Source organism: Marinobacter aromaticivorans (assembly GCF_002806975.1).
Classification (GTDB): Bacteria; Pseudomonadota; Gammaproteobacteria; order Pseudomonadales; family Oleiphilaceae; genus Marinobacter; species Marinobacter aromaticivorans.
Genome location: NZ_NIHD01000024.1, coordinates 1 through 23,034 on the forward strand (window position 1 = coordinate 1; position 23,034 = coordinate 23,034).

The 23,034-nt window shown below is 54.9% G+C and carries 25 protein-coding genes and 1 pseudogene; 20 read left to right on the forward strand and 6 right to left on the reverse strand.

The genetic code is table 11. From position 1 onward, the window contains the following. Window positions 1–109 precede the first annotated feature (109 nt). The 5 genes from CDH48_RS19630 to CDH48_RS18510 all read right to left on the reverse strand — a co-directional run bounded on the left by CDH48_RS19630 (window position 110) and on the right by CDH48_RS18510 (window position 4,785). On the reverse strand, window positions 110–304 hold the full coding sequence (locus CDH48_RS19630) for a GMC family oxidoreductase N-terminal domain-containing protein (protein WP_100690179.1): 195 nt from the start codon (window positions 302–304) through the stop codon (window positions 110–112). 295 nt (window positions 305–599) lie between these two features. Further along, window positions 600–1,538, reverse strand: coding sequence for an electron transfer flavoprotein subunit alpha/FixB family protein (locus CDH48_RS18495; protein ID WP_100690180.1), 939 nt, complete (start codon window positions 1,536–1,538; stop codon window positions 600–602). After that, the gene (locus CDH48_RS18500) at window positions 1,538–2,287 is read right to left on the reverse strand and encodes an electron transfer flavoprotein subunit beta/FixA family protein (RefSeq protein ID WP_100690181.1); all 750 of its coding nucleotides are present in this window, start codon (window positions 2,285–2,287) and stop codon (window positions 1,538–1,540) included. Before CDH48_RS18500 ends, CDH48_RS18495 begins: the two co-directional genes overlap by 1 nt. 128 nt (window positions 2,288–2,415) lie before the next feature. Next, window positions 2,416–3,564, reverse strand: a complete 1,149-nt coding sequence (locus CDH48_RS18505) for a DcaP family trimeric outer membrane transporter (RefSeq protein WP_100690182.1) — start codon at window positions 3,562–3,564, stop codon at window positions 2,416–2,418. A 222-nt stretch (window positions 3,565–3,786) separates the two neighbouring features. Continuing rightward, window positions 3,787–4,785, reverse strand: coding sequence for a LysR family transcriptional regulator (locus CDH48_RS18510; RefSeq protein WP_100690183.1), 999 nt, complete (start codon window positions 4,783–4,785; stop codon window positions 3,787–3,789). Between the two features lie 239 nt (window positions 4,786–5,024). On the opposite strand from CDH48_RS18510, the gene CDH48_RS18515 reads away from it, so the two are divergent. The 12 genes from CDH48_RS18515 (at window position 5,025) to CDH48_RS18565 (ending at window position 16,201) form a co-directional block, all read left to right on the forward strand. Continuing rightward, entirely contained in the window at window positions 5,025–6,164 is a 1,140-nt protein-coding gene (locus CDH48_RS18515; RefSeq protein ID WP_100690184.1) for an acyl-CoA dehydrogenase family protein, read from the forward strand. 18 nt (window positions 6,165–6,182) lie between these two features. Next, window positions 6,183–7,631, forward strand: coding sequence for a hydroxymethylglutaryl-CoA synthase family protein (locus CDH48_RS18520; protein ID WP_100690185.1), 1,449 nt, complete (start codon window positions 6,183–6,185; stop codon window positions 7,629–7,631). 29 nt (window positions 7,632–7,660) lie between these two features. Next, a complete protein-coding gene (locus CDH48_RS18525; protein WP_100690186.1) occupies window positions 7,661–8,860 on the forward strand; it encodes an acetyl-CoA acetyltransferase in 1,200 nt (399 codons plus the stop codon). 23 nt (window positions 8,861–8,883) lie between these two features. Next, window positions 8,884–10,575: an acyl-CoA dehydrogenase family protein gene (locus CDH48_RS18530; protein WP_198515538.1), complete on the forward strand. Its 1,692-nt coding sequence runs from the start codon at window positions 8,884–8,886 to the stop codon at window positions 10,573–10,575. 52 nt (window positions 10,576–10,627) lie between these two features. Beyond that, window positions 10,628–11,533 carry an SDR family NAD(P)-dependent oxidoreductase gene (locus CDH48_RS18535; RefSeq protein WP_100690199.1) on the forward strand — a complete coding sequence of 302 codons (906 nt, stop codon included), beginning with the start codon at window positions 10,628–10,630 and terminating at the stop codon, window positions 11,531–11,533. A 73-nt stretch (window positions 11,534–11,606) separates the two neighbouring features. Then, the gene (locus CDH48_RS18540) at window positions 11,607–12,464 is read left to right on the forward strand and encodes a MaoC family dehydratase (protein WP_100690187.1); all 858 of its coding nucleotides are present in this window, start codon (window positions 11,607–11,609) and stop codon (window positions 12,462–12,464) included. A gap of 2 nt (window positions 12,465–12,466) precedes the next feature. After that, window positions 12,467–13,693 carry a CoA transferase gene (locus CDH48_RS18545; protein WP_100690188.1) on the forward strand — a complete coding sequence of 409 codons (1,227 nt, stop codon included), beginning with the start codon at window positions 12,467–12,469 and terminating at the stop codon, window positions 13,691–13,693. A 70-nt stretch (window positions 13,694–13,763) separates the two neighbouring features. Then, window positions 13,764–14,894, forward strand: coding sequence for a CaiB/BaiF CoA transferase family protein (locus CDH48_RS18550; protein WP_100690189.1), 1,131 nt, complete (start codon window positions 13,764–13,766; stop codon window positions 14,892–14,894). 40 nt (window positions 14,895–14,934) lie between these two features. Continuing rightward, window positions 14,935–15,075 carry a hypothetical protein gene (locus tag CDH48_RS19155; RefSeq protein ID WP_157807871.1) on the forward strand — a complete coding sequence of 47 codons (141 nt, stop codon included), beginning with the start codon at window positions 14,935–14,937 and terminating at the stop codon, window positions 15,073–15,075. 130 nt (window positions 15,076–15,205) lie between these two features. After that, window positions 15,206–15,454, forward strand: coding sequence for a type II toxin-antitoxin system Phd/YefM family antitoxin (locus tag CDH48_RS18555; protein WP_100690190.1), 249 nt, complete (start codon window positions 15,206–15,208; stop codon window positions 15,452–15,454). Further along, on the forward strand, window positions 15,444–15,734 hold the full coding sequence (locus CDH48_RS18560; protein ID WP_100690191.1) for a type II toxin-antitoxin system RelE family toxin: 291 nt from the start codon (window positions 15,444–15,446) through the stop codon (window positions 15,732–15,734). Before CDH48_RS18555 ends, CDH48_RS18560 begins: the two co-directional genes overlap by 11 nt. Window positions 15,735–15,883: 149 nt before the next feature. Beyond that, the gene (locus CDH48_RS18565) at window positions 15,884–16,201 is read left to right on the forward strand and encodes a Clp protease/crotonase-like domain-containing protein (RefSeq protein WP_100690192.1); all 318 of its coding nucleotides are present in this window, start codon (window positions 15,884–15,886) and stop codon (window positions 16,199–16,201) included. A gap of 135 nt (window positions 16,202–16,336) precedes the next feature. Here the strand turns inward: CDH48_RS18565 and CDH48_RS18570 are convergent, their stop codons facing one another. Then, window positions 16,337–17,389, reverse strand: a complete 1,053-nt coding sequence (locus tag CDH48_RS18570; RefSeq protein ID WP_100690193.1) for an IS110 family RNA-guided transposase — start codon at window positions 17,387–17,389, stop codon at window positions 16,337–16,339. Between the two features lie 72 nt (window positions 17,390–17,461). Between CDH48_RS18570 and CDH48_RS19520 the strand changes: the two are divergent. From CDH48_RS19520 to CDH48_RS19645, 8 genes and pseudogenes are all read left to right on the forward strand, one after another. Further along, window positions 17,462–17,967, forward strand: a pseudogene (locus tag CDH48_RS19520) (enoyl-CoA hydratase-related protein). Window positions 17,968–18,005: 38 nt separating this feature from the next. Beyond that, entirely contained in the window at window positions 18,006–19,559 is a 1,554-nt protein-coding gene (locus CDH48_RS18585) for an acyl-CoA synthetase (protein ID WP_198515540.1), read from the forward strand. Between the two features lie 274 nt (window positions 19,560–19,833). Beyond that, the gene (locus tag CDH48_RS18590) at window positions 19,834–20,181 is read left to right on the forward strand and encodes a PaaI family thioesterase (RefSeq protein WP_100690195.1); all 348 of its coding nucleotides are present in this window, start codon (window positions 19,834–19,836) and stop codon (window positions 20,179–20,181) included. Continuing rightward, entirely contained in the window at window positions 20,144–20,791 is a 648-nt protein-coding gene (gene dctP / locus CDH48_RS18595) for a TRAP transporter substrate-binding protein DctP (protein WP_157807872.1), read from the forward strand. The genes CDH48_RS18590 and dctP overlap by 38 nt, the downstream gene beginning before the upstream one ends. 96 nt (window positions 20,792–20,887) lie before the next feature. After that, a complete protein-coding gene (locus CDH48_RS18600; protein WP_100690197.1) occupies window positions 20,888–21,493 on the forward strand; it encodes a TRAP transporter small permease in 606 nt (201 codons plus the stop codon). Window positions 21,494–21,496: 3 nt separating this feature from the next. Continuing rightward, on the forward strand, window positions 21,497–22,165 hold the full coding sequence (locus CDH48_RS19635; RefSeq protein WP_264754781.1) for a TRAP transporter large permease subunit: 669 nt from the start codon (window positions 21,497–21,499) through the stop codon (window positions 22,163–22,165). After that, window positions 22,134–22,580, forward strand: a complete 447-nt coding sequence (locus CDH48_RS19640) for a TRAP transporter large permease subunit (protein ID WP_264754782.1) — start codon at window positions 22,134–22,136, stop codon at window positions 22,578–22,580. The genes CDH48_RS19635 and CDH48_RS19640 overlap by 32 nt, the downstream gene beginning before the upstream one ends. Next, entirely contained in the window at window positions 22,547–22,849 is a 303-nt protein-coding gene (locus CDH48_RS19645; protein ID WP_264754783.1) for a TRAP transporter large permease subunit, read from the forward strand. Before CDH48_RS19640 ends, CDH48_RS19645 begins: the two co-directional genes overlap by 34 nt. Window positions 22,850–23,034 lie beyond the last annotated feature (185 nt).

The following is a 23,034-nucleotide window of genomic DNA, read 5'->3' on the forward strand; positions in this document are numbered from 1 at the left end:
TTCTTGGTCTGTAATGATCAAAGGAATAACGGGTCGACCCATTGCAGTAGCTCCGTCGATGCTTTCTGCAATTATAACCTTAAGCTACAAATTATTCGACGAACTTTTGTTAGGGCACATTAGTATTAATGGGTTTTGCGACCATTGCGGTCATTACACCCGGAGTTTGAATGAGCGTGCTGTCGCCTTTTCCGGCACCGGCTTCTACCAGCGCAACCGAGGTCTCGGGGTCTTCGCTCAGGCGACCCGCCAGAGCACAGCCGCCGGAGCCTCCTCCTACGATTACATAATCAACAGTCAGCATTTATATTGTCTACCGTGGCCATGGCATTCCCCGTACCACCAGGTTCAAGGAGCCCCCTTGGGGTCAGGTGGAGGCTATTCTGCGGCTTTAGCCTAGCCAAGAAGGCGAAACTTTACCAAGTTTTGAGAATGACGCGTGAGATGAACGATTGTATTGAAAATATTGGCAGTCTTGTTAACCGTTATCAGGTCAGTTAAGTGCCAGCATTAAAAAAGCCCTCTTCGATGAGAGGGCAAAGGAGTCACAACAACGAAGTGACAACCGGAGATAATAGATTCAGTCGAGTTTTTTAACTTCAGAGGGCCTTCAGGCTGGACTCCAGCTCCGGGATAACCTGGAACAAGTCACCCACCAGGCCATAGTCCGCTACCTGGAAGATCGGTGCTTCCTCATCCTTGTTGATCGCCACAATCACCTTGGAGTCAGACATGCCCGCCAGATGCTGGATGGCACCGGAGATGCCCACGGCGATGTACAGTTGCGGGGCAACGATCTTGCCGGTCTGCCCGACCTGCATGTCGTTCGGCACAAAACCTGCGTCGACAGCGGCACGGGACGCACCCACAGCGGCACCCAGCAGATCGGCAATCTGCTCGAGCATCTTGAAGTTCTCACCGTTCTGCATGCCGCGACCACCGGAGATCACGATGCCGGCACTGGCCAGATCCGGACGGTCTGACTTGGCCAGTTCCTCGTTGACGAACGTGGACAGACCAGCGTCTTTCACCACGTCCAGTGTTTCAACGGAGGCAGAGCCGCCTTCAGCAGCCACCGGATCGAATGCTGTCGGACGAACGGTGATGACCTTGATGGCATCACTGCTCTTGACGGTGGCAATGGCGTTACCGGCGTAGATCGGACGCACAAAGGTGTCTTCGGACTCGACCCGCATGATGTCAGACACCTGGGCCACGTCCAGCAGGGCCGCTACCCGGGGCATGAAGTCTTTACCCACGGTACCGGCAGCGGCAAAAATATGGCCGTAGCCCTTGCCCACTTCCGCCACCAGTTCCCCCAGGTTCTCACCCAGGAAGTGGCCATAGACGGCGTTGTCGGCGACCAGCACCTTGTTGACGCCCTCAATTTTGGCGGCCGCTTCGGCCACACCGCTGACGTTTTCACCTGCCACCAGCACATCAATGTCACCACCGACGGCCTTGGCTGCAGCGACAACGCTCAGCGTTGCCTGCTTGAGTTCACTGTTGTCGTGTTCAGCAATAACAAGGATGCTCATCAGATCACCTTCGCTTCGTTCTTCAGTTTATCGACCAGCTCAGCCACATCCGCCACTTTGACGCCACCTTTACGGGCGGCCGGCGCTTCCACCTTCAGTGTGGACAGGCGGGCTGCAATATCGACACCCAGATCTTCGGGGCTCATGACATCCAGCTGCTTTTTCTTGGCCTTCATGATGTTGGGCAAGGACGCGTAACGGGGCTCGTTCAGACGCAGGTCCGTTGTCACGACCGCCGGCAGGCTCAGGGAGACCGTCATCAGACCCCCGTCTACCTCACGGGTGACATTGACCTTGTCGCCGTCCACCACCACTTCGGAGGCAAACGTACCCTGGCCCATGCCGGTCAACGCGGCCAGCATTTGGCCGGTCTGGTTGTTGTCGGAATCGATGGACTGTTTGCCCAGAATGACCAGTTTGGGCTCTTCCTTCTCGACCACTGCTTTGAGCAGCTTGGCGGCTTCAAGAGACTGAACTTCTTCGCTCGTCTCGACATGGATACCCCGATCCGCGCCCAGTGCCAGAGCGGTACGAATCTGTTCCTGGCAGGCCTTCGGCCCGATGGATACCACGACGATCTCGCTGGCCACGCCCTTTTCCTTCAGCCGAACCGCTTCTTCAACAGCGATTTCGCAGAATGGGTTCATTGCCATTTTGACGTTTGCAAGATCAACACCGGTGTTGTCCGGCTTGACGCGTACCTTGACGTTGTAGTCGATGACTCGTTTTACAGCGACCAGAACCTTCATTCATTTCTCCATTTTCCGGGTGTAAGGAATCGAATCGATCTTGAGTGCGAAGTTGCGTTGGCAGACGCGCTGGCAGAAAAGTACCCGGGCAGCAGGGCTGCCCGGGTTTTGCGTCGGATAACCTGCGATCAGAAGTTATATTGCGCAGCAAACATCAGGCGGCTTGCATCGCCATCGTCACCGTTTACTTTCTCTACCTGGAAGTAGCCATACTGAACGCCAAGATTGATGTCTTCTACCGGGCTCCACTGGTAGTTAACGAAAGCATTGGTGTTGGTCTCGTGCTTGTCACCGACAGCCAGGCCTTCATCTTCAGCGTCGTCCCAGTCCATAGTGGCGAAACCATAAACAACATTGAATGCACCCGGGCCGGCTTTGATGCTCGTACCAATGTTGGCGCTGTAGCCGGTAATGGTCTCCACGTTGCCGCTGGCATCTACGTAGGCGTCTTCACCATAGTAGTTGGTGCCTGAGCGAAACATATAACCGTTGGCACCATCGGTGTAGTTGACGTTGCCCTGAATGCTGACGGTGTCAGTAACGCTGAACTTGGCCGAACCGAAAACCGCGAAGCCCATAGCGTCGTCGTCTTCGGTGCCGGTGTCATAACCTACCTGCTGCACCAGGGCAGAGGTGGAGTAAGCAACTGGCCCGGACTTGCCGGTATAGCGTGCGGTAAAAGTCGGGATGCTTTGTTTGGTTGATACCGCGGCGGTGCCGTCGGTGATGCTTGCCTTGGAATCCTCAGCCGCCAGTGACAGGCCACCGGTGGTGTAACGTACCTGGGCAGTACGGTTGTAAAGCCCTGCGTTGCCTGCTACGCCGTCAAATTCCAGCACGGAAGTCGCGCCGGTGAATGCTGTGTGGTTTGACCAGGTCCGACCCATCAACCAGTTCTTGTACTGGCCGAAGGCATGGCGGAGGCGCACGGTACTGGTGCTGGTCCGGAAGTCACCTTCGATGGTGACTTTTACATCGTTAGGGAGCGTGGTGCGAACACCGAGGCGTGACTGCACGGCATCGGCACCGAAATGCCCGGAGGCTTCGCTGTCTTCCTCGGCACCGGTGTTCACTTTGCTGAAGTCACCTGCACGGGTGCCGTTGGTGTGGCTGATATCTTCATCAATATCATAGGAGGCATTAAGTCGTGCATAGCCGTAAATGTCGACTGTCGCATCGCCAGCGTTGAATCCAATGGCTGCCGCCTGTCCGGCGACGCCCAGTGCCACAGTGGCCGTAGCCAGTCGGATGGCCGTGGATAATTTATTGTTAGACATAGGGTCTTAATCTCCAAAGATTATTGTTGGAATATTGGCAATCTACTCAGGCCTGGTCTGACGGACGTATTTTTGAAGTTGTCCATTTCCGTCAGGTAGCCTCTGCAAACTAGCAGTGGATAGTGCATTCAACAATTACCTATATTCGATATGGCCTATGCCGAAAGGTTATATATGGGCGGGAGGTCAATAAAGGCTGACTATCTTCTATGGGCCCCTTCTTCAGACTCCTGCAAGCAAGTCAGGATGCTTGGTGGCGGGGTTGAGCTCTTTCGGGTCAAACAACAATTTGCCTTTCCAGGCTCCCGATCCCACCTGTTCCGCGACTTGCTGCATGATGATTTCCGCCAGTTTCAATGTCGCCACCGAGGACGGAAGATCCGTGGGGGTGACGATAGAGAGCGTTCTTTTCAGTTCAGGGGAGGTGATGGGAATGGCAATGACTTCCTTGCGGGTCGTCATTTCATGAACCGCGGCGGACGACAATATAGTGTAGCCAAGGCCTCTGCGTACCATGTCGGTCAGCATGGGCCAAGCGCTGACTTCAAGGGCCAGGTTCAGGGATTTGTTTCGCTCGGCCGCTTCTTTTTCCATCGCCACTCTCAGCCCGTGTTTTTCTTCCGGCATAACGAGAGGAAGTTCAAGCACCTCATCCAGAGTAATCTCTGAGCGGTTGGACACCTTTGTATCGGTGGGGGAGATCAGATAAAGACGCTCCTCGAGCAAGGGGCGGTATCGCAGATTCTTATGGTTACTCTGGCTATAGGAAATAGCAAGATTGAGCCGATACTGCATAACCATTTGCTGAAGCGTGCCGCTCATGGCGGACTTGACTGCGAGGTTTACCTGCGGAAACCGTTTTCGGTATTCCTCAATAATGGCACCCGAGAATGTGTGTGCCACAGTAGGGAGCAGTCCAAGCACGACCTGCCCCGTCACTTCACCGGCCACAGCGGTGACATCGGCCTGAGTTCTCTCGAGGCTCTGAAGCAGGGTTAGCGCGCGTTCATATAGCAACTCACCTGCCGCCGTTAGCACCACGCCCCGCCCGTGGCGCACGAATACGTCAACATTCAGTGCTTCTTCCAGCATCCTGATCTGACGGCTCAGCGCAGGCTGAGCTACAAACAGTTTTTCGGAAGCCCGGCTAAAACTGCCGGTGTCTGCAACCGTCAGGAAGGTGTTGAGCTGGCGCAAGTCGACGTTCAGATTAAAGGGCATTGGAATCTCACCTATAACTTCGAAGTATCTAATTTTCCACTATATACCATTTACGTTGATAGCGGAGGACAGTTCTGTTTCGGAAGGTATGCCTAAAAAAGATGGTTGATATAAAAAGTATATAATTGTTGTAGATTTTTCTTGCTGATACGGTTGATTCATAACCGGGAGCCGTCAGAGCGCCCCTCTCTTCTTTACCGGTGTCTATCCGGCTACAGGAAAAACAAGGATTAACCAGCATGCAGAGCAGAGCCATCTACAGCAGTGAACACGAGCTTTTCCGCGAGAATGTCCGTCGTTTTTTTCGCACTGAGCTGGAGCCGAATATAGACCAGTGGGAAGAGCAAAGTCTGGTTCCGCGATCCTTGTGGGACAAGGCTGCAGCAAATGGCTTTCTGTGTTGTGGTGTGCCGGAGGAATATGGCGGCCCGGGGGCTGACTTTCTTTACAACATGGTGCTGTCGGAAGAGACCGGTTATGCAATTGGCGGGGCCAGCGTCGGCTTTTCCGTGCAGGCTGACATTGTTGCCTACTACCTGATGAATGCTGGCACTGAAGATCAGAAGCAGTATTGGCTTCCGAAGATGGTTACAGCCGAAAAGATTGCTGCTATTGGTATGACTGAGCCGGGTGTGGGCAGTGATCTCAAGAGCCTGCGCACCAGCGCCGTCCGCGACGGTGACGAGTATGTGATCAATGGTCAGAAGACCTTTATTACCAACGGCCAGAACTGTGATTTTGTATTGGTTGCCTGTACGACTGACCCGAGCAAGGGTGGCCGTGGAATCAGTATGATCATCGTTGAATGTGACAGCCCCGGCTTCTCACGTGGACGCAATCTGGACAAGATCGGCCAGAAAGCTGCAGACACCTCGGAGATGTTTTTCCAGGACGTGCGGGTGCCGGTTACCAATCTTGTAGGGGAGGAAGGCGAAGGCTTCAAAATCATGATGCGTGAGCTCCCGCGTGAGCGCATCACTATCGCCTGTCGTGCGCAGGCTGAGGCTCAGCGTGCTTTTGATCTGACCGTGGCCTACACCAAAGAACGTAAAGCGTTCGGCAAAACCATCGCCGAATTCCAGAACACCCAGTTCGTTTTAGCGGATATGAAGACCAGCCTGGAAGTGGGCTGGGCCTACCTTGACCAGTGTATCAAGAAGTGTGATGAGGGCACCCTGACTCCGGAAGAAGGCGCTATGGCCAAACTCTGGACCACAGAGAATGAAGGCAAGGTAGTCGACCAGTGTCTGCAGTTGTTCGGTGGCTATGGCTATATGCGCGAGTACCCTATTTCCCGGATGTATGTGGATGCGCGGGTACGTCGGATTTATGGTGGTACTTCGGAAATCATGAAGCTGGTTATCAGTCGCTCCCTCTAACAAAAGGAAGGAAATCAAATGTTTGGTATTACCGCCTACGGTGCCTACATACCCAGAAGCCGGCTCTCCCGGGCAGCCATAGCCGACGCCAACGACTGGTTTGATGCCAGCCTTCGCGGCCTTGCCAAAGGCGAGCGCAGTGTCTGTAACTGGGATGAAGACACCATCACCATGGCCGTGGAAGCAGGGCAGGACTGCCTCTCCCTTCTGGACGCCGGTTCAGTGGGCGCCTTGTATCTGGCCTCCACAACGTTGCCATTTCTTGATCGCCAGAACTCGGTTGTGGTCAGCCAGGCGCTGAACCTGGGTGATCGCCTGCGCACAATGGATGTCAGTGCTTCCCAGCGCGCGGCAACATCGGCTCTGATTACGATGCTGGAAGCAGGTGGTCCGGATAAAGGCTCGGCCATGCTGGTAGCTTCCGAACACCGTCGCAGCAAATGCGGGTCCCGTGCGGAAATGCTCTGGGGTGACGGTGCTGCGGCTCTGGGTGTGGGTAATGAAGGGGTGATTGCAGAGTATCTGGGCTGCGAAACTTATGTAACGGATTTTGTGGATCACTATCGGGGAGAAGATTCGACCCTGGATTATGAGTGGGAAGAGCGCTGGATCCGTGACGAAGGTTACCTCAAGAGTGTGCCTTTGGCTGCTACCCGTCTGCTGGAAAAAGCGGGTTTGAAAGCCGGTGATATTGCCCACTTTGTGTTGGCGTCCGATCAGGCCAAAACGCCTTCAGCGGTTGCCAAAGCGCTTGGCGTTGCGACTGAGGCTGTGGTCGACAACCGCATTGCTTCAATGGGTGTCTCCGGGGCAGCTCATCCTATTCTCATGCTTACTGCAGCGCTCGAAGCTGCCAAACCCGGTGATCTGATCATGCTGGCCGGTTTTGGCCAGGGCACCGATGTGGTGCTTTTCAGAGCCACTGACCAGATCAATAAACGGCGTCCGAAAACCGGCTTCGCCGGGGCGCTTGAGCGTCGTCGCACCGATGAGAACTACAACCGCTTCCTCAGTTTCAATAACCTGGTTGAACGTGAAACCGGCAAGCGTGGGGAACTGGACAAACAGAGTTACCTGGCTGCGATGTACCGCAAAAGGGATCTCTTGACCGGCTTTATCGGTGGCAAATGCAGGGAGTGCGGCACCATTCAGATCCCGAAGGAGAACTATTGCGTTAACCCGGACTGTGGCGCGTTGCACAGCCAGGACGATTACCCGATGTCCGCCTTACCCGGCCGGGTCAAGACCTGGACTGCTGATCGCCTGACATTTGACTGGAATCCGCCCGCCTATTTCGGGCTGGTCGAGTTCGATGGCGGTGGTCGAATGATGATGGACTTTACAGAAGTGGAGGCAGGCAGTATCGAAACCGGCGTTGCCGTCAGCCTGCATTTCCGCATCCGGCAGTTCGATAACCAGCGTGGCTTCCGGAAATATTTCTGGAAAGCGACACCTTCCGGGCAATAACACGCGCAGCTGATAACAGGTGATTGAAAATGGCTAGTGGAATCAAAGACAAGGTAGTGATCCTGGGAATGGGTTGCAGCAAGTTTGGCGAGCGCTGGGATGCCAGCCCCGCCGACCTGATGGTAGAAGCCTTCGAAGAATGTCTTGCTGATGCGGGTATTGAAAAGAAGGATATCGAAATGGGCTGGTTTGGCGCCGGCATTGACGCCTATAACGTGGGCTCGAGTGCGTTGCCTCTTTCCCTTGCCCTGCGGCTGTCGAACATCCCGGTTACCAAGGTTGAAAATATGTGCGCCACGGGTACTGAAGCTTTCCGTGGCGCAGTCTATGCAGTTGCCTCCGGCGCCTGCGATATCGCACTGGCCCTGGGTGTGGAAAAGCTCAAGGATGTCGGTTATGGCGGGTTGCCCCAGCGCACCCGCGGTGTGGAGAACGACATGTTCTGGCCCAACCTGTCAGCTCCGGGCTCGTTTGCCCAGCTTGCCAGCGGCTATCGCGCCAAACACGGTATTGACAAGACTGAACTGAAGCGGGCCATGGCCCATGTGTCAGTGAAAAGCCACGCTAACGGGGCAAAGAACCCGAAAGCCCATCTTCGTCGGGAAATCACCGAAGAACAGGCCATCAATGCCCCGTATATCGCAGAACCGATCGGGTTGTATGACTGCTGCGGCGTGAGTGATGGTTCGGCCTGCGCCATTGTAACCACCCCCGAAATCGCCCGGCGCCTGGGCAAAACGGACCTGGTTTCCGTCAAGGCTTTGCAGTTAGCCGTTTCCAACGGTGATGAGGCCAGTTTCAGTGACTGGGATGGCTCCTATCTCAAGACCACCCGAATTGCTGCACAGCGTGCCTATAACGAGGCGGGTATCAAAAAGCCCCGGGAAGAGATCAGCATGACGGAAGTCCATGACTGCTTCTCTATAACCGAGCTGGTCACCATGGAAGACCTGCAATTGTCTGACGAGGGCAAGGCTGTCCGTGATGTGCTGAACGGTGATTTTGATGCCGGTGGCCGAATTCCCTGTCAGATCGATGGTGGACTGAAATGCTTTGGCCATCCCATTGGTGCGTCCGGACTGAGGATGATTTATGAAAATTATCTGCAGTTTCAGGGCCGGGCCGGTGACCGACAGCTGTCCAATGCCCGCCTCGCCCTGAACCACAACCTTGGGGGCTTCCCGCACCAGAACATCTGTAGCATCTCGATTATCGGGCGTTACGAGTAAATGTCGAAGGAACAGGTGACCTGATGAGCCACACACAAGAAGCCGTTATGCACTCGGGGAGCGACGCCGAATCACTGGCAGTGGCGCGGCGTAGCCTTGAGACGGTCCGGCACCAACTGGGGCTGGCCCTCAAGAACCTGAAAAACTACTGCACCGTCGACGGGCGTCTGAGCGCGGGTTTGCTCGACCGCCACCAGTTGAGCTGTTACGAGGTCGCCTTCTGCGCGGCGGAACTGTCTGCTTCTGAGGCGGTTTGTCATTTCGCAGCGGATGCCGGTGCAGAAGATGGCCTTGCCCGGGATGTGGCTCTGGCTTTCTGCGCGGAAGCAGTGCCGTCGGCAATCCAGCGGTTGTTGGCCAGGGCCGGAGATGTCGGACTTGATCGCGCCACGATCATTGGCTTGTACAGCCACAAGGATATCGAAGCGCTGATTGAGGCGTTCGGTAGCAGCGAATTTCTGGCGACGATCGGAGCCACCGTGGCAGAGCGCGGCAGTACCCGCCTGCCATCCACGCTCGGGGAAGAGAAAGAAATGATGCGGGACATGTTTACCCGCTTTGCTACCGACGTGGTGATGCCACTGGCTGGTAAGATCCACCGGCAGGACCTGGATATTCCCGATGAGATTCTCCAGCCGGCGGCCGAGCTCGGCTGTTTCGGTATCAGTATTCCGGAGCGTTTCGGTGGTTTGTTACCCGATGATCAACCAGACACCCTGGGCATGATCGTGGTTACTGAAGAGCTGTCACGGGCCTCGCTGGGAGCAGCCGGAAGCCTGATTACCCGCCCGGAAATTGCCGCCAAGGCGCTATTGCAAGGCGGTACTGAGGAACAACAACAGGAATGGTTGCCACGCATTGCCTCTGGCGAAACCCTGTGTGCGATCGCCATTACCGAGCCCGATTACGGCTCTGACGTTGCCTCCCTCGGGTTGAAAGCAACGCCGGTCGAAGGAGGCTGGGTACTTAATGGCAGTAAAACCTGGTGCACCTTTGCAGGCAAGGCCGGCATGTTGCTGGCGATGGCCCGGAGTGAACCGGACCCATCGCTCGGTCACAAAGGCCTTAGTCTGTTCCTGGTGGAGAAGCCTCCTGCGTCAGGCCACGAATTCCATCATCAGCAGCCTTCCGGCGGCGTTATTTCGGGTAAAGCCATTGCCACCCTGGGTTACCGGGGCATGCATTCCTACGACGTGTTCTTTGAAAACTATTTTGTGCCTGCTGATGGCCTGATTGGTGGGGAAGCAGGCCGGGGGCAGGGCTTTTATTTCACTATGGCCGGGTTTGCCGGTGGGCGAATCCAGACCGCTGCCCGGGCAACCGGTGTGATGCAGGCCGCATTCGAGAAGGCCCTCAGTTATGCCAAAGACCGTAAGGTATTCGGGAAAGCCGTGGGTGACTACCAGCTCACCCAGGTGAAACTGGGCCGGATGATGTCGACCCTTACCGCCTCCCGCCAGTTCAGTTACGCGGTCGCCCGAATGATGGACGCTGGTGGAGGCCAGGTGGAGGCCAGCCTGGTGAAGCTGTTTACCTGCCGTGCCGCAGAGTGGGTAACCCGTGAAGCCATGCAGATTCATGGCGGGATGGGCTATGCGGAAGAATCGGATGTGAGCCGCTATTTTGTGGATGCGCGGGTGTTGCCAATCTTCGAGGGGGCAGAAGAAACCCTTGCTTTGAAAGTCATTGCCAGAAACCTGGTTGCTCAGGCTTGAAACAATAAACCTACAAGAGACCTTTCAGGAGAATTTTGTGAGCGATAAAAAAATGTTGGATGGAAAAGTAATTGTTGTCACCGGCGGCGGTCGCGGTATTGGCCGTGCGACCTGCCTGATGCTTGCAGAACATGGTGCCAAAGTCGTGGTTAACGATATTGGCGGTGGCGCTGATGGTGCTGGTAACGATCAGGCCCCGGCGGACGAAGTCGTATCCGCGATCAAGGAAGCTGGCGGCGAGGCGGTATCAAGCTTTGACAGCGTGACGGAATGGGACGGTGGACAGGCCATCATCCAGACTGCCCTTGATACCTTCGGTCAGATCGATTGCGTGGTGAACAACGCCGGTAACCTTCGCGACGGAATTTTCCACAAAATGTCGGAGCAGGATTTCGAGTCGGTTCTGGCGGTGCACCTCAAGGGTACCTTCAACGTCAGCCGGGCGGCAGCGCCCCATTTCCGTCAGCAGGGCAGCGGCACCTTTGTGAACATGACGTCCACCTCCGGCCTGATTGGTAACTTTGGCCAGGCCAACTACTCCGCTGCCAAGATGGGCATTGTCGGCTTGTCGAAATCCATGGCGCTGGATATGGACCGTTTTGGTGTGACTTCGAACTGTATCGCTCCGTTTGCCTGGAGCCGTCTGATCGGCAGTATTCCGACGGATGATGAGGCCCAGAAAGAGCGCGTGGCCAAGATCCAGAAGATGACCCCGGACAAGATTTCCACCCTGGTAGTGTCACTTTGCAGTGATCAGGCCAAGCATGTAACCGGTCAGATTTTCGGCGTCCGTAACAATGAGATCTTCCTGTTCAGCCAGCCTCGCCCGATTCGTTCAGCCCATACCTCTGAAGGATGGACCCCGGAGACGATATTGAGCCGCGTGATGCCCGCCTTTGAAGCGGACTTCTACCCGTTGAGTCGCTCTGCGGACATCTTCAGCTGGGACCCGTTCTGATCAATCCCGGGTAGCAATAGTCCCGTTCGGCATGGCCGGGCGGGTACTGTTTTCCAGACACAGGAGGATGCACGTGGCCATCAGTTACGAGAAGCTGCTGAACCGTAAGTTCGAGCGTATCGACCAGAAATACACCGAGAAAGATACCATTCTCTACGCCCTGGGCGTGGGCATGGGTATTGATCCTCTGGACAGGAACTGCCTGCCATTTGTCTACGAGGATGGCCTGAAGGCCCTGCCCAGCATGGCGGTGGTGATGGCATATCCGGGGTTCTGGGCGAAAGAACCGGACACCGGAATCGACTGGGTGAAGATCCTGCATGCCGGCCAGGAGTTGGTCATGCACAAGCCGTTGCCTGCTTCCGGCCATGTCTATGCGACTACCCGGGTGACCGATGTGATCGATAAGGGCGAAAGCAAGGGGGCCCTGATTCTTTCCGAGCGTACGGTCAGGGATGCTGATACTGATGAGGCCTTGTGCACATTGTCCATGACCACCATGGCCCGGGGCGATGGTGGTTTTGGTGGGCCCGGTGCCCAGTCACCAAAGCCGGACCCGATCCCCGAACGGGAGCCAGATGTGTTGTGCGAGTTACCGACGCTGCCACAGCAGGCACTGATTTACCGGCTTTCCGGTGACTATAACCCACTTCATGCGGACCCGGAGGTGGCCATCAATGCAGGCTTCAAAGCGCCTATTCTGCACGGTTTGTGTACCTTTGGGGTGGCCTGCCATGCGCTTCTGAAGACTTTGTGTGATTACGATCCGGCGCGCTTCCACAAGATGCGTGTGCGGTTCTCGGCGCCGGTTTATCCTGGCGAAACCATCCGCACCGAAATCTGGCGGGAGGGCGATTCGGTGGCCTTCCGGTGTCGTTCTGTAGAGCGGGATCTGGTGGTTATCAACAATGGCTATGCTGAGGTGAGCTGAACATGCAGAACATTCTTTCCGGGCTTCGGGTAATTGAGGGCAGCGCCTTTGTGGCAGCACCCTCAGGCGGCATGACTCTGGCACAGTTGGGGGCGGATGTGATCCGTTTCGACCCCATTGGTGGTGGTATCGACTATCGCCGATGGCCGGTAAATGGTGACAATCAGAGTCTCTACTGGCACAGCCTTAACAAGGGGAAGCGATCCATTGCAGTGGATATCCGTCGGCCGGAAGGCCAGGAAATTCTGTCCCGTCTGATTACCCTTCCCGGGGATGACTGCGGCATGTTTCTCACCAACTTCCCGGCCAAGGGCTGGTTGTCCTATGACCGCCTGAAAGAACTTCGGGAAGATCTGATCTACATGAATCTTACCGGTGACCGTCACGGCAAAAGTGCCCTGGATTATACCGTCAACTGCAAAGTGGGTTTCCCGTCCATTACCGGCGTGGGTAAGGCGGGAGAGGTCCCGCCCCTGAACAATCCGCTGCCCGCCTGGGATGTTATCACCGGCCAGCAGATTGCCCTGGGACTGCTCGCTGCGGAGCGCCATCGCTCCCGCACCGGCAAAGGCCAGTTGGTAAAAATCGCCCTGGCCGATGTGGCATTGGCGACTCTGGGAAATCTGGGGTACATCGCTGAGGCCATGATCAACGACGCTGATCGTGAGGCCATTGGTAACGACATCTTTGGCACGTACGGCCACGACTTCGGGTGCAGCGATGGCGAGCGGGTCATGGTGGTCGGGGTCAGTCCGAATCAGTGGCAGGCTATCGTTGCCGTAACCGGCACAGAAAATCAGATTCAGGAACTGCAGGCGCGCATGGGGCTGGACTTCCGCAAGGAGGGCGACCGGTATCTGGGCCGCGCAGAGATCACCGCCATCCTCCAACCCTGGTTCAACCAGCGCCCTTACAGTCAGGTCAGCACCGAGATGGATAACGCCGGAGTGTGCTGGGGCAAGTACCAGACCATCAAGGAAACTGTGGATACCGACCGTGATTGCTCCACCGACAACCCGCTGTTCCAGCTGGTAGACCAGCCGGGAATTGGTGAATACCTGATGCCTGATCATCCCCTTCGGTTTACCGGCATGGACCGTGATCCGGTCCGTCGGGCACCGAAGCTGGGCGAGCACACCGAGGAAATCCTGGCACAGACACTGGGGCTATCCAGCGCTGAGATCGGCAAACTGTTTGACGACAAGATTGTAGCCAGCAGCGATCAGTAGCGCCCCTAAGGGCGCCTGAACAACAAAGACAAGAAACGCTGGGCAATCGCCTCGGCAACAGGAGAGCAAGATGGGACCGTTGAAGGGGTTTCGGATTATTGAACTTGCCGGGATTGGCCCGGGGCCATTCTGCGGCATGGTGCTGGCCGACCTGGGCGCGGAAGTGATCAGTGTCGAGCGGGTAGGGGCGCAGGCTCCAAAGCCGGCACTGGATTGCAGTCGCCGGGGGAAGCGCTCTATAGCTCTGAATCTGAAAAGTGAGGAGGGCGTCGAAGCCCTGCTTAAACTGGTGGAGACCGCAGACGCCCTGTTTGAAGGCTTCCGCCCCGGGGTGACTGAAAAACTGGGCATCGGGCCGGATCAGTGTATGCAGCGCAACCCGCGACTGGTGTACGGCCGCATGACCGGCTGGGGTCAATACGGTCCTCTGTCCGGGGCCGCCGGCCATGATATCAACTACATTTCTCTGACCGGTGTTCTCAGCGCTATCGGCCGGGCTGGAGAAAAGCCGGTGCCACCCCTGAATCTGGTGGGTGATTTTGGCGGTGGCGGTATGTTCCTGGCTCTGGGCATTGTTTCAGCCCTGCTGGAAACTGCCAAATCCGGTCAGGGCCAGGTTATTGATGCGGCCATGACAGACGGTTCCGCCGTCCTCATGTCGATGTTCCACTCGGCCTATGAAATGGGTCTGAATTCGCTGGAGCGTGGCACCAATCGCCTGGATACTGGCGCCCATTACTACGACTGTTATGAAACCAGTGACGGGAAATATATATCCATTGGCTCGATAGAGCCCCAGTTCTATGCCCAGCTAATGGACGTTGCAGGTCTGTCCAGAGATGAGTTTGGTGACCAGTTGGACAAGAGCCGCTGGCCGGAACTGAAGAAGTCCATGGAACAGGTGTTCAGACAGAAAACCAGAGACCAGTGGTGTGAACTGATGGAAGGCACGGATATCTGCTTTGCCCCGGTGCTGGACATAAAAGAGGCCCAGTCCCATCCCCATAACCAGGCTCGGCAGACCTATGTAGACGTGGACGGCGTGCAGCAACCGGCGCCGGCTCCCCGCTTCAGTCGTACCGCGCCCGGCATCCGTTTTGCCGCCCGGCAGTACGGGGCGGATACCGCAGAGGTTCTGGGCGAGCTGGGTTTTCAGCCGGACCAGCTCGAAGCCATGCGTTCCGCAAAAGTCTGTGGCTGACTACTGACCTCACTCTAATCATCAGACAGGATCAGACATAATGAGTCATTTGAACTATGAGATTGATGGCCAGGTCGCCTACCTGACCATGAACCGCCCGGAAGCCCGCAATGCGCTGTCATTGGAAATGCGCACGGAAATCCGGGACCGTTTGCAGGAGGCAGATGTGGGATCAGAATAAAGTTGGTAACAAGATAATAAAGTTGGTAACCGAACAATTGCTTTATGGGATCTATTAAAAGGTCTTTTCCTTGCACATGAGCCCGATCGCCCTTACAGTATGACCTATTAACAGGTCTTTGGAGGAAGTTGTGACTAATCAAATCTATTCTGAAGTGACCGCAAGCATTTCAGAGCTCAAAAAAAATCCGATGGCGGCCGTGGGTTCAGGAGAGGGGTTTCCGATCGTTGTTCTGAACCGTAACAAACCGGCGTTCTACTGCGTTCCGGCTGAAATCTACGAAGCCATGCTTGACCGACTCGACGACCAAGAGATGGTAGCAATCGTGAAAGAGAGACTTGTAGAGCCAAGTATTCGAGTCGATCTAAATGAGCTTTAAGTATTCGCTTGCATTCAAACCATCAGCTCTCAAAGAGTGGAAGAAGCTCGCTCCGGCAATTCGAGATCAGTTTAAGAAGAAGCTAACGAAACGCCTCGATGAACCTCACGTTCCAGGTGACGCTCTGTCGGGGCTGCAAGGTTGCTACAAAATCAAATTAAAGAGTGTTGGATATCGCTTGGTCTACCAGGTTGAGGACGGTGAAGTTTTAGTCACCGTTGTAGCCGTGGGGCGGCGGGAACGCGCCGATGTGTACAGCAAGGCGAAAGATCGAACGTGAGTTTAAATAATGCATGTTGGAAACGAGTGATCGACGATAAGTTACCAAATTTATTAGTAAGAACCGAAAAATTCTTCGGTAGTTAAATAGCGGTTTTTGCCAAAAGTTACCAACTCTATTTTTCAGGTTCTTGTTCGCAAGGCTATTTCATGCGGTCTACAGGTCTGATCTGTTACCAACTTCAATATGCTCCCACAGCAGAGCTTAACGACGACATTCGCCGCATTGTGTTGCGGGGTGCCGGTGAGCACTTTCTGGCCGGTGGCGACGTCAAGTCATTCATGGCGTTCACCAAGCTGCCACCGGAGGAACGCCGGCTCACCTTTATCAATCGTATTCATGGCCTCAATACCATTATGTATGGTCCGCTCCCTTTTTGCAAGGCACGACCGATGATCAGTGACAGTTCGCAAAAATGTATCCGGCCTCTCATGAGTCAGGCGCTTTTGGCGCCAAGGCCACGATGAGTATCCGCACATAGCGTTTCCAAATAGCTGGTAAGGACTTGAAGGCCGCTTTTTTGTCCCGGATTTACGCTATGCCGATCGACTGTTTGTTCATCTTTTCATACCATCGCAAAACTCTGAATGGGTGTGCTTGGTTTAATAGTTTGCTTGTCTGGTTGGTTGCATTTGTTCGTAAGTGGCGGCTGGCCGGGTGAGAATTACCCACGCGATGCGAGCCAGTTTGTTGGCTAAAGCGACAACGACTTTATTGAAAGGCATTCGTCGTTCGAGGTCGGTAATCCACGCGCCAAGCCGATCTTTTTCTCTGTTCAGGTGCAGCATACAACTGCGAGCGCCATGTATCAGCAAACGTCTTATGTAGGGGTTACCAGATTTACTGATGCCGCCGAGTGTGGTCTTGCCTCCGGTCGAATGCTGCCTTGGAACTAACCCAAGCCAGGCCGAAAAATCACGGGCTTTATTGAATTGAGCCGCGTTACCAATTGCCGCGATGATAGCAGTCGCAGACAAAGCTCCGATGCCGGGTACAGATTGAAGTCTGCGGGCTGCCTGGTCTTGGGAAGCCCAAGTTTCTATCTGGGAGTTAATCGATTTCAGGCGCTTCTCCAGGCCAAGCAGCTCATCCCAGAGTTCATTTATCAAAGCAGTCATTGCCGGCGAAATTTCCTCAGACGGATCGCTTAACACTACTGGAAGTTGACTTTTGAAGTTGCCGACACCGGTGCGCAGAATGATCCCTTCCTCCAACAAGAACCCACGCATTTGATTGATCAAGCGAGTTCGCTGATTCACCAAACGGTCTCGGACCCGATGAAGAGCCTGAAGGTGCAACTGGGATTGGGTCTTGATCGGTACCGGTCTCACCGATGGCCGCTGACTGGCTTCAGCGATTGCCAGTGCGTCGTTGGCGTCATTTTTTTGATTCTGGACGAAGGGCTTCACATACTGGGCTGGTAGAATTCGAACCTGGAAGCCCAATCCATTGAGTTTGCGCCCCAGCCAGTGAGCGCCCGCACAGGCCTCCATCGCCACGATACAGGGTGACTGGTTGGCAAAGAACGTCACGATTTGTGTTCGCCTCAATTTCTTGCTGACAACTGGTTTCCCGCTAGCATCGAGGCCGCAAACATGGAAAAGCGATTTGGCCAGATCGATTCCGAAAGTAACGACATTCTTGTTGTTTGACATGACGGCTCTCCTCGGTTCGTGTGCCTCCCAAAATTATGGAAGGTGGGAGCGGACCATTCCATCATGTATGCCATGCGGCGGTTGAACAAACCGGTGATTGCCAGTGTCCGTGGCGCGGCAGCGGGGGCTGGGGTCAGTCTCGCGCTCTGCTGTGACATGGTGGTGGCTTCGAAGATGCCTTCTTCACTCTGGCCTACTCCAAGATTGCCAGCAGCACGGACGGTGGCGCCTCCTATTATCTACCTCGTCTGGTGGGCACCAAGAGAGCCATGGAAATTGCCCTTCTGGGTGATCGCTTCACTGCAAAGGAAGCGCTGGACATGGGCCTGATCAATCGTGTGGTACCGACAGAGGAACTGGTAGCTAAAACCAAGGAACTGGCGGACCGACTGGCGAATGGACCAACCCGTGCCTATGGCAACATCAAGAAACTGATCCTCGCATCGTCCGACAATTCCCTGGAAGAACAATTGCAGGCAGAGGCCGAAACCTTTGGTGAAACAGTGATGGCCGATGACTGGATCGAGGGGGTCGTGGCGTTCAACGAGAAACGAGAACCGGATTTCAAAGGGCATTGATTCGATACCGCCCCGCCCGGTTTAAAGGAGAAGTTTCAGTGACAAATACAACAATCGGCAAGACGACCTTCAAAGGTATCGTTTGCGGCTCAAGGCATCTCACTCACGACGAGTTCCAGCACGATGTTAAACGCGCTGCCAGCATGTTCAGTAAAATGGGTGTTGGCGAGGGGGCGTGCGTGGGTATTTTCATGCGTAATGATATCCACTTCATGACCGCCAACCACGCCGCCAACTATGTCGGGGCTTATGCGGTGCTTATCAACTGGCACCTGGCTGGCGAAGAGCTGACATATATACTGAATGATTCCGAGGCCAGAGTTCTGGTCATTCATGCGGACCTGTACCGGGCTGTAAAGGACGCTATTCCTGCGAGCGTCAGTTGTCTCCTGGTGGAAACCCACGAAGGCATTCGCAAGCCTTTTGGTCTGACTGTTGACCAGTGCGCCGTACCGGAAGGGCAAGCCGACTGGCAGTGTTTGCTGGAGTCGGAACACCCATTGCAGAGCCCGCCCGTTCAGGGCCCGTCTTCCATGCTGTTTACCTCAGGCACCACCGGGCATCCGAAAGGCGTTCGCCGGATACCGCTGAATGCCGACGGCGCTGCTTCAATGCGTGATTTTCGTACCCGGGTATACGGCTGCGGCCCGGGTGCCCGCTGTACAGTACCCGGGCCGCTCTATCACAGTGCCCCCAATGGCTACGCCATGCAGGCCTCGAAAATCAGCGATTTGCTGGTCATTGTCCCGAAATTTGACTCCGAGACATTTCTCGCCCTGATCGAGGAATACCGGCTGACGGGGGCCATCATGGTGCCGATCATGTTTATTCGGCTGCTGAAGCTACCAGCGGAGGTCCGGAATAAATTCGATCTGTCGAGCCTGGAATTCATTATCCACGCAGCGGCGCCATGCCCGGCGGACGTCAAACGCAGGATGATCGAATGGTTTGGTCCGGTGATCAACGAGTTCTATGGCTCCACGGAATCCAGTGCGGTCAGTGCCTGTAATTCCGAGCAGGCACTCGCCAAGCCCGGCAGCGTCGGCAAGACGGTGCCGGAGGCTGATATCCGGATATTGGACGAGGAGGGAAATTCCCTGCCAGCCGGAGTGATCGGTGAGATTTATTCACGGTTTCCGCTGATGGACTTCACCTATAACCGCAAGCCGGAAGCCCGGGCCGCCATGGAGAGGGATGGCTATATCACCTCCGGAGACATGGGTTACCTGGATGAGGAAGGTTTTCTCTTTATTGCCGACCGGATAAAGGACATGGTGATCTCTGGCGGCGTGAATATCTATCCTGCTGAGATAGAGGCGGTGTTGCACAACTATCCGGGCATCAAGGATTGCGTCATTTTCGGCATTCCCGATGAGGAATTCGGAGAATCCCTGATGGCTGTGGTGGAAGCACAGGACAACATTGAGCTGGATACCGATCATATAAAGAGTTATCTGCGCGAGCATCTCGCCGGCTTCAAGGTTCCCAGACGCATCGAGATCGGCAGGGACCTTCCCAGGGAAGATTCAGGCAAGATTTTCAAGCGGAAGTTGCGGGATCAATACTGGCAGCAAGCCGGTCGCAAAATCTGATGGGCCGGGGTGGCAAGAGACAGGGGGCAAGGCTGCCTGGAGATATTCTATTAAGGTGTTGTCATTAATAAAAATATAACCCCGCTGATATATAAACATGCCAAGTGGATGATGTATCCAGGCCATTCGGGAAATCGGGATTATGTCGGAAAACGATAGTACACCTGAAAATCGCAGTATTGATGACAGTAATTTCAGAACCGAAACCGAGAATATGACGGGTTTCCGGGACGCCCTGGGCTTCACCGTCACCGAATGACGGAAGGATTTCTGTGTGCTGACGGTACCGCTGGGCAAACAACACCTGAACCGCAACGGGTTTGTCCATGGGGGTGTTTTCATGTCCCTGCTTGATTCTGCCAGTGGCCTTTGTGGCACCTGGTGTCCGGTGCCGGGTAATGTTCGCAAATGTATTACGGTGTCGATGAACACCCATTTCATGAAGCCAGCCCAGGATGGAGTGATTCGGGTTGAGGCTCAACTCGTCAGCCGCGGTCGTAAGATGTTCTTTGTCGAGGCGCGGATCACCCGCGACGACCAACTTATTTCCACAGGCGCGGGCACCTTCCGGTATGTGTTCGGCGGTGAGAACGAGGAAGGCGTTCCGTCGGTTTCAGCTTGAGTGCACAGAAGGCAATGCGATTCATACCGTAGAAGACATGAAAGGCAAGCGTGTTCGCGCTTCCGTTATTTACGCCGAGATCGTCGATGAGCTGGGCGCCAACCTGGTGAACTTCACTTACGGTGAGGTCTATCAGGCTCTGGATAGTGGACTGGTAGACTGTTCTGCCGGATACCTCTACGCCATGCGTTCCTTCAAGACCCCTGAAGTCACCAGCAGCGTAACCCTCACTAATTGGGGCCAGATTACCGGTTTCGCCATCATGATGAATAAATATAGCTGGGATGACCTCAGCGAGGCGCAACAACAGCTTATGCTGGAAACGGGCTCCGACATGGTGGACTTCTACGCCGAGACAGTGATCGAGGAAAGTCAGGTCATTATCGATGCCCTACCTACCGGCGAACTGGGTAACGAGATAGAAGTGATCACGATGGCGGATGCGGAGCGTGACAAACTGCTCGCGCTGTCCGACAAGTACATCGAGCAGTGGGTTGAAGAAATGAACCAGGTCGGATTTGACGGGCAGGGTATTTGGGACGATTACCAGCAATTGCTTGCCAAATACCAGCAGGTCGTAGACGAGAAAGGCTACCCGTGGGAAGGATGATCAGCTTCTGAGTAGCATGAATGCCGGGCCCTGCGCGCGTTGTAGGGGTCCGGCTCTCAAACCTCAACTATCCCGACAGGTTTCTGGAGCTCGGCAATGAAGAGTATTCACTCCTACCTACCGCCTGATCAAGACGGCTCTGACCCGGAAAACTCCTCACCAGGCCCGAAGCCGGTCAGGAAACTTCGTGGCTGCCTGTCATGGCTTGAGAATGTATTTATATACTTCGGGGCGTTGTGCATTCTCATTATGGGTGGACTGATTACGGTCAGTGTCCTGATGCGCACTTTCGGTAATTCAAGTGTTACCGATGAGGTCACCATTATCGGCGAGCTGATGATTGGCGCACTCATCCTGCCGTTGGCGTTTGTGGCCGCCGATCGAGGGTTTATATCTGTAGAAATTTTCACCCAGAAACTGGGGCCGGGATTTCAGAAAGCGCTCAATCTGCTGGCTGCCGTCGTTGGCCTGCTGGCGGTTATGCCCATTACCTATGCAGCCTATACCACGATGGTCGATGCCTATACCTCAGGCGGCTATTTCTTTGGCATGTTGCAACTACCCAAGTGGCCGGGTGCGACTGCTTTTTTTGCCGGTTATTTTCTGTTCTTCCTGCGTCTGGTTGATCTGACGATCACCGATCTCCTGTGCTCACTGGGTGTTATCAAACCCCGGCCAGGCCTGTCTTCCGAGGAGTCGTAATTCATGGAACCAACTACGATCGGCGCCTACGGGTTCATTGTCGCCCTGGTACTGATGTTTTTGCGGGGGCCCATTGCATTCGTTCTGGTCAGTGTGGCATCTGTCTGCTCGCTGATTACCTATGCCTGGCGCCCGGGCAATGATTTCGATTTTGAGCGGGGCTTGCGTCCGGCGTTGTCACTGATAGAGACCAACGCTTTTGATTTTATCCATTCCTATTCCCTGAGCATGATTCCGTTGTTTATAGCGGCAGGGCACATTGCCTATCACACCCGCATTACCACAGACATTTATGCGGCTGTCCGGGTCTGGCTTGCGCGGATGCCGGGGGGACTTGCGATCGCCTCCCTGTTCGGCTGCGGTGGATTTTCAGCGATTACCGGCTCAAGTCTTGCCTGTGCCTCCTCCATGGGGCGTATCTGTGTGCCAGAGATGCTGCGGTTCGGGTACGGCAAGCAGCTGGCAACTTCAACAGTGGCGATGGGAGGCACCCTCGGGTCCCTGATTCCGCCAAGCGTACTGTTCATACTCTACGGTATGTTCACCGAACAGTCGGTAAACAAGCTGTTTATGGCGGGTGTGCTGCCGGGTGTTTATGACCATGCTGGGGTTCATTCTGGTCGTCGTAATCTGGTCCCTGTTGAAACCCAGCGATGCGCCTGTGCCCGATGAATTACGCTATACCTTCAAGGACAAATTCAAAGCTGGCCTTAAGGGTTGGCCCGCGCTGGCGCTGATGACCATCATTATTGGTGGCATCTACGGCGGGATATTCACCGCTACAGAAGCGGCTGCGGTCAGCCTCGCGTTTGTGATTATTTTCGGGGTTGTGTCCCGTCGCCTGAAATGGGCGGATTTCCTCAGCTCTTTGAAGGAAACTGCCTATCAGACCGCCGCCCTCTTCTTCATTGCCATCGGGGCGAAGATCTTTGTTTCATTCGTGTCTCTTACCGGGGTGACCGGGGCCTTCGTTGCCTTCGTCGCAGGCCTCGCCTCGGGCTGGAACCCTGGATGGTGCTGTTCTTTATCGTCCTCCTGTATGTCGGATTGGGAATGTTCCTGGACTCCATCGGCACCATGCTGCTGACGTTACCCTTTGTAATTCCCGTGGTGGAAGGCATGGGGATGGATCTGATCTGGTTCGGTGTTGTGGTGGTGAAATTACTTGAAATCGGTCTGGTAACCCCGCCGCTTGGTATGAATGTGTTTGTAATCAACAGCGTTGTTACGAAGGAAATAAAGGTTCACACCATCTTCTTCGGGGTGATGAAGTTTCTGGTGGCGGACTTCATTATATTGGGCCTGATTGTGGCTTTCCCGATCATTTCCCTGCTTATCCCGAACGCCATGTCTTGACCGTGGATAAAGCGGTCATAGGGTGAATCAAACGAAATGGAGAGGGTATAAATGTCAGTAACAGGTGCTAGTGTGCCCTAACAAAAGTTCGTCGAATAATTTGTAGCTTAAGGTTATAATTGCAGAAAGCATCGACGGAGCTACTGCAATGGGTCGACCCGTTATTCCTTTGATCATTACAGACC